This is a genomic window from Hymenobacter tibetensis (assembly GCF_022827545.1).
Taxonomy (GTDB): Bacteria; Bacteroidota; Bacteroidia; order Cytophagales; family Hymenobacteraceae; genus Hymenobacter; species Hymenobacter tibetensis.
This window is the reverse complement of the sequence record NZ_CP094669.1, coordinates 4,280,726-4,296,607: the sequence shown is the minus strand read 5'-3', so window position 1 is coordinate 4,296,607 and position 15,882 is coordinate 4,280,726. Positions and strand designations below refer to the sequence as shown.

Here is a 15,882-nt window from a genome sequence, read left to right as displayed (position 1 = left end):
CGCACGCTTCTTATATGGCTGCTAATCTTCCAAATCAAGCGCAAGTGCAAGGTGGTATCGGGGTTACCGAGCCGCAAACTACGCACGATGAGCACGCGCTTCATGATGATCATCATCACGATCAGCATTGGCTGTTCAAATATGTATTCAGCACCGACCACAAAACGATTGCTAAGCAGTTCCTTATCACGGGTATCTTCTGGGCAATTTTAGGTGGTACCCTTTCTAGCTTGTTCCGTCTTCAACTAGGATGGCCTGAGTCTACCATGGAGTGGTTGACTCCAGTTCTCGGTAAGTGGGTAGAAGCTGGTAAGCTCAACCCCGAGTTCTATCTGTCTCTGGTTACAATGCACGGCACCATCATGGTGTTCTTTGTACTGACAGCTGGTCTTTCCGGTACCTTCTCCAACTTTCTGATTCCGCTGCAAGTTGGTGCCCGGGATATGGCTTCGGGCTTCATGAATATGCTCTCGTATTGGTTCTTCTTTATGTCGAGCGTTATTATGTTCTTGTCTATCTTCTTGGAGACTGGACCTGCTTCGGCTGGCTGGACAATCTATCCTCCACTTAGCGCCTTACCTCAGGCTATTCCTGGCTCCGGCATGGGTATGACCATGTGGTTGGTGTCGATGGCATTGTTTATCGTTTCACAGCTGTTAGGTGGTGTAAACTACATCACAACAGTAATCAACCTGCGTACCAAAGGAATGAGCATGAGTAAGCTGCCGCTTACTATCTGGTCGTTCTTCTTGACTGCTATCCTGGGTTTGCTCGCTTTTCCAGTATTGTTCTCTGCAGCATTGCTACTGATCTTTGACCGTAGCTTTGGTACTAGCTTCTTCCTTTCTGACATTTACATTGCTGGACAGGCATTGCCTAACACGGGTGGTTCTCCTATTCTTTTCCAGCACCTGTTCTGGTTTTTAGGTCACCCCGAAGTATATATCGTTATCATGCCTGCAATGGGTATGGTATCTGAAATTCTCGCTACCAACTCTCGCAAGCCAATCTTCGGCTATCGGGCTATGATTGGCTCGCTCTTGGGAATTTCGTTGCTGTCGTTCGTAGTATGGGCTCACCATATGTTTGTGACAGGCATGAATCCATTCCTTGGGTCTGTCTTCATGTTCCTGACTCTTATCATTGCTGTACCATCGGCAGTGAAGACGTTCAACTGGCTGGCTACACTGTGGCGTGGTAACATTCGCTTCACTTCGGCTATGTTGTTCTCCATTGGTTTCGTATCCCTGTTCATTTCGGGTGGTCTTACCGGTATTATCCTTGGCAATGCTGCCTTGGATATTCAGATGCACAATACGTACTTCGTGGTAGCTCACTTCCACTTGGTAATGGGTAGCTCTGCTTTCTTTGGACTGTTTGCTGGTGTGTATCACTGGTTCCCAAAGATGTTTGGCCGTATGATGGATGAAAAACTAGGATATATTCACTTCTGGTTGACTTTCATAGGCGTGTACTTGGTTTTTTTGCCAATGCACTACGTTGGTATCGCTGGTTTCCCACGCCGCTACTACGCTTGGACCGGTTTCGATATGTTCAGTCAGTTTGCTGATTTGAACAAGTTCATTTCGATTGCTGCTATCCTAGCGTTTTTCGCACAGTTCGTGTTCGTCTTCAACTTCTTCTATAGCATCTTCCGTGGTCGTCGCGCTACAGAGAACCCATGGCGTTCTACAACGCTCGAGTGGACTACTCCTGTATTACCTGGGCACGGTAACTGGCCTGGTGAGATTCCCGCAGTATACCGCTGGCCCTATGATTATAGCAAGCCAGGTGCCGAGCAGGATTTCATCCCACAAAACGTGCCGTATTCTAAGACGCAGTCTTCTAACCTGCCGTACGAAAACGAAAACGAGTAGTAAGCATTCATTCAATACCCGGAACGGGCCGCTGTACTTACGGCGGCCCGTTTTGTGTTTCTCAAGCAAGTTAAATCACGTAATCTGAGCAAGGAATCAGACACCAAAAAACGGTTTCAATTGTTACTACTCAGTTAACACTAGTAATAAAATATACATGACCCAACCTGCTTTCGTGCGCCGCTTTCGGTTTTTCGGTATGCTAACTGTGGTGTCCGTTTACCTACTGATTTTGGTGGGAGGAATTGTTCGGAGTACAGGATCTGGCATGGGGTGCCCTGATTGGCCGAAGTGTTTTGGAACATGGGTGCCGCCAACACAGGTAAGTGAGTTGCCAGAGGGCTACAAGGAGATTTACACTGCGCAGCGTGTCGCAAAAAACAAGAAGCTCGCGAAGACTTTGGAGCGCCTTGGTTTCAAACAGGTGGCCAGCCAGATCTTTGCTCATCCTACTCAGTTTGTCGAGACAGATTTCAATGCTACCAAGACGTGGATTGAATATGTCAACCGGCTCTTAGGAGCTCTGATAGGCGTGTTTATATTCCTGACCGTTGTGTTATCGTTGCCTTACTGGCGTCGTGACCGAGCTATTTTTTGGCTGGCATTTGCGTCGTTCTTACTCACAGGGTTTCAAGGCTGGTTGGGGTCGTTGGTTGTATCCACCAACTTGTTGCCAGAACTTGTAACTGTACACATGGCGCTGGCTTTGTTGATTGTTGCCATGTTGATTTATGCTGTTGACCGTTCTCAGCAGGAGAATAGTGCTACTCCCTATAGGCAGCAAGCTCTTCCTAAAGCATTAACGCCTCTTCTGTGGTTAACCGCGCTGCTTACTTTTGGGCAGATAGTACTTGGTACCCAAGTGCGTGAGCAAATAGATATAGTAGCTACAGCGGCTAACTATCTGGGCAGAGCTGAATGGGTGGAACAGCTGGGCAACACCTTTAAAATACATCGTTCTTTCTCTCTGGTGCTACTCGCCTTAAATGTGTACGTAGCTTATCGGCTCTATCAAACCCGTAATGCCAACTTGCAGCTGTTGGCAACAGTTACGATGGGGCTGCTAGGGTTGGAGATTGCGGCCGGCGTGACATTAGCTTACTTAGCTTTGCCTGCTGCTGTGCAGCCTATACACCTTACTGTGGCCACTGTGTTGTTCGGCGCCCAGTTTCTGACCATTATTCGATACGCCCGCCAAGCTAAAACGCAACCGCAGGCCGCTTATGCAAGCGTTGTTGCGTAACTTTGCGGCCCGGTTTGGAGTCCATCCACCGGGCGTGCTGTTTTACCCACTGATGACCAAAGCCAGGGCATACTTCCAGTTAATAAAATTCCGGTTGGCGCTAACAGTAGCCTTCTCGAGCGCCATCGGCTATTTGCTGGGGACTCAGGCTTTTGATTGGAGCAAGGCGCTACTGGTCATGATAGGCGGACTAGCGGTTACAGGTGCCGCCAACACTATCAATCAGATTTACGAGATTCATCTCGATAAGCTGATGAAGAGGACCGCTAAAAGACCTTTGCCTCAGGGGGTGTTGAGTGTTACAGAAGCCTGGGTATTCACTGTGCTCATGGGAGTATTAGGACTAGGTATCCTAACCTACTTCTTCAATCCGTTGGCAGCAGCACTGTCTTTGATTTCACTGATTCTGTACGGGTTCATTTACACTCCCCTCAAGACCATTTCACCAATTTGTGTGGCAGTAGGTGCCATACCTGGTGGCATGCCTCCTCTGATTGGCTACGTGGCTGCTACAGGCATTCTTGGGCCAGAGGCATGGGTGCTGTTCGGGATTCAATTCATGTGGCAGTTCCCTCACTTTTGGGCAATTGCTTGGGTGCTAGATGATGACTACAAAGCGGCCGGTTTCAAGATGCTACCCTCTCCCGGGCGTAAAGACCTTCGCACTGCGTTTCAGATCATGACGTATACGTTGTTGCTCATTCCGTTGAGCTTGTTGCCTCTGCAGTTGAATATGGCTGGCAAGACCTCTGCTCTGATTGCGGTGCTTTGTGGTGTGCTGTTCTTGATGCAGACTTTGTACTTGATGCGTACATGTACCAAAAAGGCCGCTATGCGCATCATGTTTGGCTCGTTCCTATATCTACCGGTTGTACAAATTGCATTGGTTCTCGATAAGCTGTGAGCCAAGAAAAACAGGGGAGATGTTAGGAATATGCAAACTACATTTCATCTGTGTGTGTTTCTTATAAGCTGAGCGTCGCTCAAAACCATACAATTTTTTGCCATGCATTCCTCAGAATTAGAAATTCTTAAAGACCGAGAGCCGGCTATTGGGACCCACCCGTTACGCGTGCTTCTTTGGCTCATGATGGTAAGCAGCACCATGATTTTTGCTGCTTACACCAGTGCTTACATCGTACGACGTGAAGAAGGCAACTGGCTGGAGTTTGATCTGCCGGGTGGTCTGCTTTTCACTAGCATTATCATTCTGTTGAGCAGCGCCAGCATTCAGTGGGCGTACGCTTCGGCACGCAAAGACGAACTGCGGAGAGTACAAGCAGGCATTCTTATCACTTTTGTGTTGGGTCTGCTCTTTCTAGTAGGTCAGTGGAACGTATGGGGTGAGTTAGTGCGCAACAAGATTCACTTCGGTGGCGTTGATGCTAATCCATCAGGCTCATTTCTGTATGTGCTGATGGGTGTGCACGCTTTCCACTTGATTACGGGATTGATTTTTCTGCTCCGTGTTCTTCGCAAAAGCTTTAACTATCAGGTGCATTCGCGGCAGATGCTCTCCATTGGTAATGTCACCATCTACTGGCACTTCCTCGGCGGGCTTTGGTTGTACTTGTATTTGTTCCTACTTTTGAACCACTAGTTTCGTCTTACCCCGCACGCTATGTCCACCATCACCACGACGCAGCCCCAAACCACTGCCTCCTCCGCCACTGATCGGCCCCGGAGCGGCAACTGGGACGGTGGCAACGAACCCTTCAAAGCTAGCTACGGCAAGCTCATGATGTGGTTCTTCCTGCTGTCGGACGCTTTCACGTTCGCTGCTTTCCTGACCACATACGGTCTTATCCGCCATCGTTACCCGGCTTTCGACGCTGCCGCTGGTAAAGTATTCGAGTTTTCGACGGCGTACTGGCCTGTTCCAGACCAAGTGTTCAACGCCTTCCCCGGCATGGGACACGCCAACGTTCCTCTCGGGTTCGTGGCTTTGATGACCATGATTCTGATTTTTAGCTCCGTGACAATGGTGCTAGCAGTAGAAGCAGGTCACCGGATGGACAAGCAGGATGTGCAGAAGTGGTTGCTATGGACTATTCTTTTTGGTGCCACGTTCCTTGGTTCTCAGGCTTGGGAGTGGAGTCACTTCATCCATGGTACCGTAGAAGGTACCCTGATGGCAGATGGCAGCCGTTTCTTCGGGGCTAACTTAGCACAGAACCAGTACGGTCCGGTTCTCTTCGCTGATCTGTTCTTCTTTATCACAGGCTTCCACGGGACGCACGTATTCTCAGGTGTATGCTTGTTGGTGTATTGCTTCATTGCTACCACCAACGATACTTTCCACAAGCGTGGCCACTACGAAATGGTGGAAAAAGTAGGGCTATACTGGCACTTTGTAGACCTCGTGTGGGTGTTTGTTTTCACCTTCTTCTATCTCGTTTAATTCAGAGTACTTGGGCTAGAGCGGCAAGTCTGCATTCTTAGTTAGTCGTAGTGATAATGGATGCGTATCCACTATCATACTCGCCCTCAGCAACTCTGATTATTACATTACTCCTTTCAACAATGGCTAATCACGCAAACACTGAACCGGTACCAGCCGGGGAGATTCCAAAGCCTAACGTTGGCTGGATCTGGAAGACCTTCTTCGTTTTGGTAGGTATTACGGCCCTTGAGTTCGTCTTCGTGTTCCTTATGGATCCGGGTACGCTTCGCAACTCGATATTCATCGTTCTGACCATCTTCAAGGCCTTCTTCATCGTGGCCGAGTTCATGCACTTGAAGCATGAAGTAAAAGCCCTTATCTGGACTATCCTTATCCCGATGGCTCTTCTTGTGTGGTTGTTGATTGCTTTGGTTTCGGAAGGAACGTACGGCGGTCAGGCCATCCAGAACGCCTTCAACTAATTACATGAGGCCCAAACACGTCCTGTTATTGGGCCTCATGCTGTTGGTTCCGGTGCTGGCTTTTGTGTTTCTTTACACGTTCGGCACCAACCGTTTCGCGCTGCCCACTTTCTTACCTGACCGTGTCGACTCGACGCTGGTAGAGGGAAAGTGGCGGCGCGATACTGTTTTCCACAAGCTGAGTGATTTCAAATTGGCTTCTCAGTCAGGTCGTTTAGTTTCGCAACAAGACTTGGGCAAGGGTATTTATGTGGCTAACTTCTTTTTTGCCACCTGCCCTGGGGCCTGCCCTCAAATGAACAGCCAAATGACGCGTGTGCAAGAGAAATTCCGGCACGAACCGCGCGTGAAATTGGTTTCCTATACGGTGGACCCCGCCAACGATTCTGTGGCAGTACTGGAGCGCTATGCCGAGCAGTACGGAGCTATTGCTGGCAAATGGTTTTTCCTCACTGGTGACAAAACGGCTATTTACCGGTTAGTTACCGAGGAGTTTAAGTTGCCGGCTCCAAGCGGTGCAGCACCAGGCATCGTGCATAGCCAAAACTTGTACCTGATAGACCGTGATAAGCACGTGCGCGGCATCTATGATGGTACCAAGGCCAAAGACGTGGACCGCCTCATGACGGAAATCAACGTGCTGCTCTACACCTATGACCACAATCAGTAAGCCGGCGCTAGAACCCGGCAATTTCACTAAGTACAAAGTAACGCTTGGCGTATTAGCTGCTGCAGTGCCCTTAGTAGTAGCTGTGTTGTACTACTTCCCTGAAACATTTCGGGTACCAGGTGCCCAAGTGAAGTTTCTGCCTGCCTTAAACGCCGTACTCAATTCCTTGACAGCTATTTGCCTGGTGTTGGGGTACGTATTCATCCGCAACAAGCAGATTACAAAGCACCGTGCCATGATGGGCACCGCCTTCCTGATTAGCTCGTTGTTTTTGATTTCTTACGTAGTGTACCACTCACAGGAAGCCAGCACCAAGTTTGGCGGGGAAGGCTTGATTCGATACGTATATTTCACTCTGCTGCTCACGCACATCACCTTGGCTATTGTTACAGTGGGGCTAGTACTTTTCACGCTTTACTTTGCTCTCACCCAGCAGTTTGATAAGCACCGCCGGATTGCTCGCTGGACTTTTCCCGTGTGGCTTTATGTATCCGTGACGGGTGTTATCGTGTATTTCATGATTTCACCTTATTACACAGCTTAGTAAGGAAACTTTGCTCGCGTCCTGTTGTTGGAAATAGTATGAAGAAGCTAGTAGTAAACTCGTTTTTCGCAGTGGTACTTGGCCTGCTGTTCACGTTGGCTCCGTTAGCGGCTAGTGCGCAATGCACCATGTGTAAAACACAGGTGGAAGCATCGCGCACAGAAAAGGATGGTTATGACTTTTCGGGCTTGAACAAAGGCATTCTGTATATGGCGGCCATTCCGTATTTGCTGATGGGTGCTGTTGGCTATTTCTGGTACCGCAACACGCATCCTCGTAGCAAGGCTACCAGCAAGTAGTGGCCGCTGCGGACTCTACACTGCTGGCAATGGTGGCTCAGAAATGCCCGCGTTGCCATCAGGGTCCGTTGTTTAAACATTCGGCATTCAACCTGCGCCGGTTCGACGAGATGTACGAGGACTGTGTGGCGTGTGGACAGTATTATGAACCGGAAGTGGGGTTCTATTGGGGAGCCATGTATATCAGCTACGGCTTCTCTACAATTATCGTCTTTTTTACAGGGGTAGCACTTTACTATCTGGCCAATGATCCGCAGGTGCGGGTGTACGTGACAGTAGTAGCTACTATTGTGTTAGCGCTTACGCCACTGCTCTTCCGCTATGCCCGAGTGGTGATGTTATATTTTTTCGGAGGGATACGCTACGATCCGACCCTAGTGCCGAGGCTTCCTTCTTAGCTAGCCTCCCATCCAAAAAGTAGGAAATGCCGCCCTTTGGCGGCATTTTTGTTGAGTGCCAGTCCGGTGAGAACCGTCTAGAGCCACTTGCCTTAATACGTATAGTTTGAAGCTTTTCAGGTTGCTGCCGCTGGCATTGTTGCTGGCCGCTTTTTCGTGTTTTGTAGGGGCTTACTTAAGCAACCGCTTTGGCCAGGCGCCAAGCGTGCTACTCCGTACTGATGCGGCTAGACTGCAACAGTTGGTCATGGAAGCGGAAACCAGTGCCGAGCAGGAAGCCACTGCGGTAGCCACGAGGGTGCAGGACGGCAAGCTGAACTTCCGAGCCTTAATCGGACAAACCACGTACCCATGCTTTATTTTCAGGGGCGACCAACTGCTGTATTGGTCTGACCATACGGTGCGGCCAGACATGGAAAATGCCCGGCAAGATTTCCACGAGAAGCTTGTGACTATGCAGTTCGGGCGTTATCTGGCGCTTCGGCACACCGCGGGTCCGTACGCGGTGCTCACTTATATCCCACTCGAAAAGGGATATGGCATCAGCAACCGCTACCTGCGGGAGGGAGCAGAGAAGGCGCTTTTCCGGGGCCTCAACCTACGCTTAGTGGCTGACGGCGGCCGTTCCGATTTGCCGAAGCTATACTCCAATGAAGGCAACTATCTGTTTTCGCTGGAGAGCCTCCAGCCTAATCCCACTACTGGTAAGTATCTGCCGTTAGCGTTGATGCTGCTGGGCCTAGGCTTATACATTGCCACATGGCTAATATGGGCACGTCGGTTGTTTCGGGCTAAGTTGGAGTTGGTGGGAACGGCAGCTGTACTTCTGCCCTTAGGGGCTTTGCGAGCTGTGCTGCTGCATTATGGCTTGCCGTTTTCTTTTATAGAAATATCCCTGTTTAACCCTCGGGTGTACGCTGCGTCGTGGTTGTCACCCTCCCTCGGCGACTTGCTCATCAACGCGCTGCTGCTGATGGTGGCTGCCTGGTATGGCTTGCGGCTTTTCCAGCGTTATGAGGTGGCACGTTGGCCCGAGCAAGTGCAGCGAGTATCAAGGCGCATGATGGTGGGGGCAGTGCTGGTGTTCAGCTTCTTTGGGCTGGTCAGAATGTTGTTTCAGTTCTATTCGAACAGCTTCAACAACTCGCAGGTAGTAGTAGACATAACACAGGACATATCCGTCTCCGGCTTCAAGGCATTATTGTGCTTGGCTATTGTGCTGCATACATGTGCCTACCTAGTGGGGTTCTACGCGTTGGTGCAACTGTTCAGAACCACCGTGCGCTACGAGACGCGGCAGCTAGGACTCGTGACGTTGGGCTTGAGCACAGCCGTTTTTCTGCCACTAGGGCTGGCTATCGGGCAGGTTGATTTGGTGCTGCTGGGTATCACGCTCCTCTTCTTCTTTCTACAGCGGCTTACGGGGTTGCGGAGCATTGCTTCCATGATACCGCACCAAACGTATTGGTTCCTGTTCCTGATGCTAAGCGTTAGCTCGGCTGTAGGGGCACTAGCCTTATTCGAGCACTTCGACCGGCAGTTGGTTCTCAACAAGCAAACCTTAGCTGGAAATCTGCTGGTGGAAAACGACCTGGAAGGGGAGTTCCTGCTAAACGAACGCGGCCAGAAAATGGCAGCCGACCCTTCGTTGCGCACCATGATACTGCGGGTGATGCTGCGTAATCCGGCTGTGAACGTAGAGATGGTGCGCCAGAAAATAGTAAGAACCTATCTGCGGGACTACTTCGATAAGTACGAAGTAGAGCTTTCCCTCTTCAACTCCACTGGCCAACCGGTAGGGGTAGAAGCAGAGGCAGAAACCCTTCCGCAGATGCGTGCACGGTTGTTGCGCTCCGCGGCCCGTACCGATCAGCTTAACCTGTTCTTGGTGCGTGGCAGCAACTCGTTTAGTACCAGGCGGTATGTGGATTTTGTGACGGTTCCGACCGCCAAGGGCAACAGCATAGTGCTGTTGGAACTGACCTTGAAAAAGCTAACCACCTACAGTGTAGTGCCGGAGTTGCTGGTTGACCAGAAGGTATTTCAGCCAGGCTTAGGGGCCGAACTAAGTTACGCTGGCTACGAAGACGACCAGTTGGTGTACAGCGAAGGAGATTATGACTATGTCAATCGTCTGACTCCGGATCTGTACAAGAACCCTCGCTTGTATCAGAGCGGCTTGGTGGTAGGGCGCTTTCACCATTTCGCGATGCGCGACGAGACGCAGCACCGTACAGTGGTTGTAACTACGGCGACGTATGGCTTCTCCGACTGGTTGGCCAACTTCTCGTTCTTGTTTCTGCTTCATGCCTTTGCCTGGCTGCTGTGCAGTGGGCTTTATCTGTTGAGGAGCGGCAATTATCTGAATGTATTTCGTACCAACTTCAGCACCAAAATTCAGCTGTTTCTGAACCTAGGAATCTTGGTGCCGCTAATTGTAGTGAGCGTGGCAACCATTAGCCAGGTCAAGCAGTCCTATCAGCGCGACTTGCGGCGCACCTACGAGCGGCGGGGCCGGGCCGTACAGGAAAATCTGCTTGAGAACAGTAAGCTGCTAGCCGATTCGGCAAGTCGGGCGGCATTACTAGCTCTTGCTGACAATGTGTCGTTGCTTACCGAAACCGACCTCAACCTGTACGACGCCCGCGGCCGATTGCTGGTAAGCAGCCAGCCCATCATCTTCGAGTCGGGGCTGCTGAGCACGCTGATGAATCCGCAGGCCGTGGCCGACTTGAAAGAGCAAGTGAAGCCCCGGGTGCTGCTGCTAGAACGGGCCGGCTCTTTGTCGTTTAATACGCTGTATCTGCCCCTGCGTGCCGCCGCCGATGCCGATGAGCGGGCCAGCGCTGTGTTAGGCTATGTTGGCATTCCGTTTTTCGACTCCGAGAAGGACCTCGACAACAAGCTCGTTGACTTGATTGCTATCATCCTGAATACCTTCACGGTGATGTTTATTTTGCTGCTGGTGCTGGCTTTCGTGGCTTCCCGAGTGCTAACCAATCCGCTCAATCTGCTTACTGAGAAGCTAAAGAAAACCACGCTGACCGGACAGAACGAAACGCTGGACTATCAGTCCAACGACGAGATTGGCTTGCTGGTGCGCGAGTATAATGCCATGCTGCTGAAGCTGGAAGAAAGCAAGCAGGAGCTAGCAGTGCAGGAAAAGGAGGCTGCCTGGCGTGAAATGGCCCGTCAAGTGGCGCATGAAATCAAGAATCCGCTCACGCCGATGAAGCTGAGCTTGCAATTCCTGCAACGAGCCATCCAAGACAACCGCCCCAATATCAATGACCTGCTAGCGAAGGTTTCGCAAACGCTCATCACCCAAATTGATGTGCTGACGGATATAGCTACGTCTTTTTCCACGTTCACCAACCTGCCCGCTATGCGGCCCGAACGGCTAGATGTAGTGCCGGTACTGCGGCGGTGCGTGCAACTACACCAAGGCAGCCGTCCCGACGCTCAGATTCAGTTGATATTGCCGGAAGGGGATGAGGCGGTAGAGGTATTTGCCGATGAGAACTTACTGGTCAGGACATTCAACAACCTGCTGATAAACGCATTGCAAGCCGTACCAGAAGGACGTCTCCCAATCATTGAAGTCTATTTGGAATTGTACTCCGAAGGGCGGCTGCGAATTGGTATTCAAGACAACGGCGCTGGCATACCGGAGGCCGTTCGAGAGAAGATATTCGTGCCCAATTTCACCACGAAAGCCACAGGCTCTGGTATTGGGCTGGCCGTAGCAAAGCGGGGCATCGAAAGCGCCGGCGGTAGCATCTGGTTTGAAACAGAGGAAGACACTGGCACCTCGTTCTATATTGAACTGCCATTTGCAGGGTAAGACAACAGAACAGGAGAAAGCATTACCGTGTATCGGATAGGGTGCCTGCTGGTAGTTGTGCCGTTGTCTTGCCGAGAGCTGATCCTGGGGTTGGAACTGTACAGGAGCCGCACAATAGATCTGGGGTCTGAAATGCCTTGTGCTGCTGATCAGACAACAAGCCGAAACATGGGGAGTGTACTCAGCATGATAGAGGGGTGTTTCAGCCAGTAGAACAACTAACTTGGGTGGTGCGCATGGGTAGTTCGGCACGAATATGCTGGCTGTTTACGTTGTTGAGCCTGCGTACCTTTGTACTTAATTCGCATCGATGATCAGCAGCTTTACGCCCCGCTTTCTGCGCTTTTGGCTGCTGCTGTTTCTATTGGGTACGGCAGCCGTTGCTGCCGGCCAGTTGCGGCCCGAACTGCCTCCTAATACCCGCCGGTGCGTGTGGGTGCGCTTGGCCCTCGACCAAGACCTAACCGAATTCATGCTCTCCGACTCGCTGACTGTGGTTCCGAGTTCCGTGAGTATCAATGGCCGGGCCGTAGCCTACGATTCGCGGACTGACCGGTACCGCTACGTGCAGTCCCGCCGCGTTCCGGCTCCCGAGCTGGGGCAGCCAGATCTTGTGCTGCCGGGCTTGGATTCGGTGCTGGTGTGTTACCGGGTGTTGCCGTTGCGGCTGGCGGCCCCACAGTTTCGGCGGGCGCGGGGCCTGCTGGATAGTGTGGATTTTCCGCGCCGAACGTTTGGAGAGCAGGATTTCACGGTGAAAGAGCAGATTCTGAGCACGCCGGGTATCAACAAAACCGGTAACCTGGCGCGCGGAATCAGCTTTGGCAACGCCCAAAACGTATTTGTCAACTCTTCGTTGAATTTACAGCTGGAAGGCAAGCTAACTGATAACATCAACCTGACGGCCGCTATCAGCGACCAAAGCGTTCCGTTCCAACCGGAAGGCAACACGCAGCAACTCCAGGAATTCGACAGGCTCTATATCACGCTTACGAGTCCGCGCTGGAACCTAACAGCCGGCGACGTAGTGCTGCGCAACAAGCCCGACTACTTTCTGCGCTTCTACAAAAACGTACAGGGTGCGGCTTTGGAGGTGAACTCCAAACAAGCAGCGGCCGGACTCAGCGGCTTTAGCACGCCCCAGCTGACGCCGCTGCCTAGCTTTCCGGGCGTCAACCCAGGCACGTATTCCACTACGGCCATTACCAATGGCGGCCAAACCCCCACGCCAAACCAAGGCGCGGCCCCTACAGCACCCGGGCAGATAACGCCAGGTGGTGTGGTAGCAAGTACGCAAAGCGCAGTGGAGCAAGGCCGTTGGGGCCCAATCCGGTCGTCTACGACGGTGGCAGGCGGGGTGGCTAAGGGCAAGTTTGCCAGCATCGACGTTACGCCCATTGAGAACGTGCAAGGACCCTACCGCCTGCGCGGCCCGAACGGCGAACAGTTCATTATTGTGCTGGCCAATTCCGAGCGGGTGTATTTGGATGGCCGGCTGATGACGCGCGGTTTCGATAACGACTACGTCATCGACTACAACCAGGCCGAAGTTACGTTCTCACCGCAGCACCTTATTACCAACAATTCGCGCATCAAAATTGACTTCGAATACTCCGACTTCAACTATGCACGGGCCTTGTATTCGGCCAGCCATTACCAGCAAATAGGCAAGTTGTCGGTGCACGGTAACTTTTACCGCGAAGCCGACAACCCCGATAACTCGCCCAACCTAGTATTGTCGCCCGCCGACCGCGACGCCTTACGCAATCTAAGCGAAAACGTGGCGCAGGCCCGCGTTCCGGGTGCTACGCGTGATAGTAGTTTCAACCGCCAGCAGGTGCAGTACACTCGCGAAACCCGGACGGTAGGCGGGCAGCAGGTGGAAGTATATGTCTACTTAACCGATTCGTTGCGCGAGGCGTACAGCGTGCGATTCACGGATGTAGGGCAAGGCAACGGCGACTACCGCTTGAGCGCAGCCAATGCCAGTGCCAATGGGCGAGTGTACGAGTACGTAGGCCCACAGCTAGGCAACTACCAAGCGGTGCGCCTGCTGCCTGCGCCCTTGCAAAAGCAAATTATTTCGGGTGGAGCCAGCTACCAAGTGGATGCCAACTCGACGGTATTTGTGGATTTGGCTACCTCCGAGCTGGACCTGAACCGGTTTTCTCCCCAGTCGGACAAGGGGCACGCTATGCGCATCGGCTATGTGGTGCAGGACCGCAAGCTGCCAGGGCTAGGCTTTCTCAAGGACTACCGTTTCCGCAGCGCCCTCGATTACGAGTACACGAGCCCTGAGTTTGCCCCTATTGATCGGTATCGGGACATCGAGTTCGACCGGAACTGGAGTACGGTGAGTACGGTACAAGGCAACGCCACCCGCCGAGAAGCCCGCGCCGACAACATCCTGAATTTCGCACTGGGGGCCGCCAAGGATGCCGACAACGCCGTGAACTACCGCCTGAGCCGCCGTTTCCGGGCCGGTGAAGCAAATGGCCTGCAGCATTGGCTGGATGCCGCCCGCCAAGTGGGGGGTGTGCAGATGCGGGGTAGCTTGTTTCTATTGAATTCTGAAGCTGGCACCGGCAAATCAGAATGGGCGCGGGGCGAAGCCACGGCGCGCTACGTCCGCAGCCCCGTGATACCCGGCTACGCCTACCGCTTCGACAAAAACCGTGTGACAGCACCAGTGGCCGACTCGGTGGTGCTGTCTTCGGCCAACTACTTTGATGAGCACAATGTGTTCATTCAGAGCCAGGATTCGGCCAAAACTCGTTTTCGCGCCGACTATACTTACCGCCGCGACCAAGCCCCCAATGCGCAGCAAAACGAGTTGCAGCGCCGTGGCACCGCCCAAACTTGGCAGGGGACCATGAACACCCGCCTCGGCCGCAGCCAGGACCTAGCCGTACTGGCCACCTACCGCGACTTAGCTGCCCGCGACAGTGCCCGCCAGCGTACGGTACTCACCAAAATCGACTGGAATGCCAACCTCCTGCAAAACCAGGTGCGGTCGGAACTGAGTTACTCGGTGGCCACCGGGCGCGAGCTGCGGCGAGATTATTCGTTTTTGGTTGTGCCCAATGGGCAGGGCACCCACTACTTCCAAGACGTGAATGGGGACGGGGTGGAGCAGAAAAACGAGTTTTTCGAGGCCCCTACGCCCGATGCCGTGTATCGTACGCACATCAAAGTGTATCTGCCCACCGACGACTACATCATTGCTTTCACCAACCGGTTCAGCTACCGTCTCACCACTGCCGCTCCGCGTACCTGGCGTGAGGCGGGCGGTTGGCGCTCGGCTGTAGCTCGCTTCTCAACCATTAGCACTGTTACGCTGGACCGCCGCACCACCGACAAAACCTTGTCGTCACGCCTGAATCCGTTTGCGTTTCAAACCGAAGATTCGTTGCTGCTTTCATTGAACAAGCTGTTGCGCAACACGCTGTACTTCAATCGTTCCAATCCAATCTTTGGGGCCGAGGCTACGGTGCAGCAAACCCAGCAAAAGGTGCTGCTGGCACAAGGGTCTGATATCCGGAACCTGGCGGCGCAAAGCTTGCTGTTGCGCCGGACGTTGGCGCAGTCTTTCACGGGTCGGCTTACTACCTCCCGCACTATCCGCCAGAACAACTCCACGTATCTATTAGACCGTAATTTCCGGCTGTTAATTTATGAAGTAGCCCCCGAAATCAGCTACCAGCCCAACGGCACCATTCGCTTTACGGGTACCTATCTGCGCACCACCAAAACGAATACTACGCCCATAGATGCGGCTTCAGAAGCGCGGGGTACCTTCGATGAGCTCGGTGTGGAAGTGCGTCTCAGCCAAGTCAGTAAGCGCACCATTACGGGCAGCACGCGCTACGTAGGTGTCGACTATAAAGGCGATAATCCTAACTCGGTGGTCGGCCTGGAAATCCTGAATGCCCTGCGCGACGGCAGCAATTTCACCTGGAACCTCAACATAGAGCAACGCCTCAGCAACGGCCTGAACGTTAATCTCGCGTACGACGGCCGCAAAGCCAACGGCCTGAACGTGGTGCATACCGGCCGAATGCAAGTGTCCGTACTGTTCTAACGAATTGATAACGTGGATTTTGTGTATGGGTAAGGTATTCGGGTTTTTTATCCCGTAGCCG

12 protein-coding genes are annotated in these 15,882 nt (G+C 52.5%); all 12 read left to right on the top strand.

Features of this window, described 5'->3' with window-relative positions; genetic code table 11:
- Positions 1-14: 14 nt before the first annotated feature.
- The 12 genes from MTX78_RS17220 to MTX78_RS17165 all read left to right on the top strand — a co-directional run bounded on the left by MTX78_RS17220 (position 15) and on the right by MTX78_RS17165 (position 15,821).
- The gene (locus MTX78_RS17220; RefSeq protein WP_243796889.1) at positions 15-1,877 is read left to right on the top strand and encodes a cytochrome c oxidase subunit I; all 1,863 of its coding nucleotides are present in this window, start codon (positions 15-17) and stop codon (positions 1,875-1,877) included.
- A gap of 199 nt (positions 1,878-2,076) precedes the next feature.
- Positions 2,077-3,120 carry a COX15/CtaA family protein gene (locus MTX78_RS17215; RefSeq protein ID WP_243796888.1) on the top strand — a complete coding sequence of 348 codons (1,044 nt, stop codon included), beginning with the start codon at positions 2,077-2,079 and terminating at the stop codon, positions 3,118-3,120.
- A 52-nt stretch (positions 3,121-3,172) separates the two neighbouring features.
- The gene (gene cyoE, locus MTX78_RS17210; RefSeq protein ID WP_243802916.1) at positions 3,173-4,024 is read left to right on the top strand and encodes a heme o synthase; all 852 of its coding nucleotides are present in this window, start codon (positions 3,173-3,175) and stop codon (positions 4,022-4,024) included.
- 102 nt (positions 4,025-4,126) lie between these two features.
- Positions 4,127-4,720 (top strand): cytochrome c oxidase subunit 3, encoded by a 594-nt coding sequence (locus MTX78_RS17205; RefSeq protein ID WP_243796886.1) that lies wholly within the window; start codon positions 4,127-4,129, stop codon positions 4,718-4,720.
- A gap of 21 nt (positions 4,721-4,741) precedes the next feature.
- A complete protein-coding gene (locus tag MTX78_RS17200) occupies positions 4,742-5,521 on the top strand; it encodes a cytochrome c oxidase subunit 3 (protein ID WP_243796885.1) in 780 nt (259 codons plus the stop codon).
- Positions 5,522-5,643: 122 nt separating this feature from the next.
- Complete coding sequence (locus MTX78_RS17195) at positions 5,644-5,985, top strand: cytochrome C oxidase subunit IV family protein (RefSeq protein WP_243796883.1); 342 nt, start codon at positions 5,644-5,646, stop codon at positions 5,983-5,985.
- 4 nt (positions 5,986-5,989) lie between these two features.
- Positions 5,990-6,655, top strand: coding sequence for an SCO family protein (locus tag MTX78_RS17190; RefSeq protein ID WP_243796870.1), 666 nt, complete (start codon positions 5,990-5,992; stop codon positions 6,653-6,655).
- A complete protein-coding gene (locus tag MTX78_RS17185; RefSeq protein ID WP_243796864.1) occupies positions 6,639-7,199 on the top strand; it encodes a DUF420 domain-containing protein in 561 nt (186 codons plus the stop codon). Before MTX78_RS17190 ends, MTX78_RS17185 begins: the two co-directional genes overlap by 17 nt.
- A 38-nt stretch (positions 7,200-7,237) precedes the next feature.
- The gene (locus MTX78_RS17180) at positions 7,238-7,498 is read left to right on the top strand and encodes a hypothetical protein (RefSeq protein WP_243796863.1); all 261 of its coding nucleotides are present in this window, start codon (positions 7,238-7,240) and stop codon (positions 7,496-7,498) included.
- A 68-nt stretch (positions 7,499-7,566) separates the two neighbouring features.
- A complete protein-coding gene (locus MTX78_RS17175; protein WP_243796862.1) occupies positions 7,567-7,896 on the top strand; it encodes a DUF983 domain-containing protein in 330 nt (109 codons plus the stop codon).
- Between the two features lie 247 nt (positions 7,897-8,143).
- Positions 8,144-11,740, top strand: coding sequence for a sensor histidine kinase (locus MTX78_RS17170; protein WP_243796861.1), 3,597 nt, complete (start codon positions 8,144-8,146; stop codon positions 11,738-11,740).
- Between the two features lie 310 nt (positions 11,741-12,050).
- Positions 12,051-15,821 (top strand): hypothetical protein, encoded by a 3,771-nt coding sequence (locus MTX78_RS17165; protein WP_243796860.1) that lies wholly within the window; start codon positions 12,051-12,053, stop codon positions 15,819-15,821.
- Positions 15,822-15,882 lie beyond the last annotated feature (61 nt).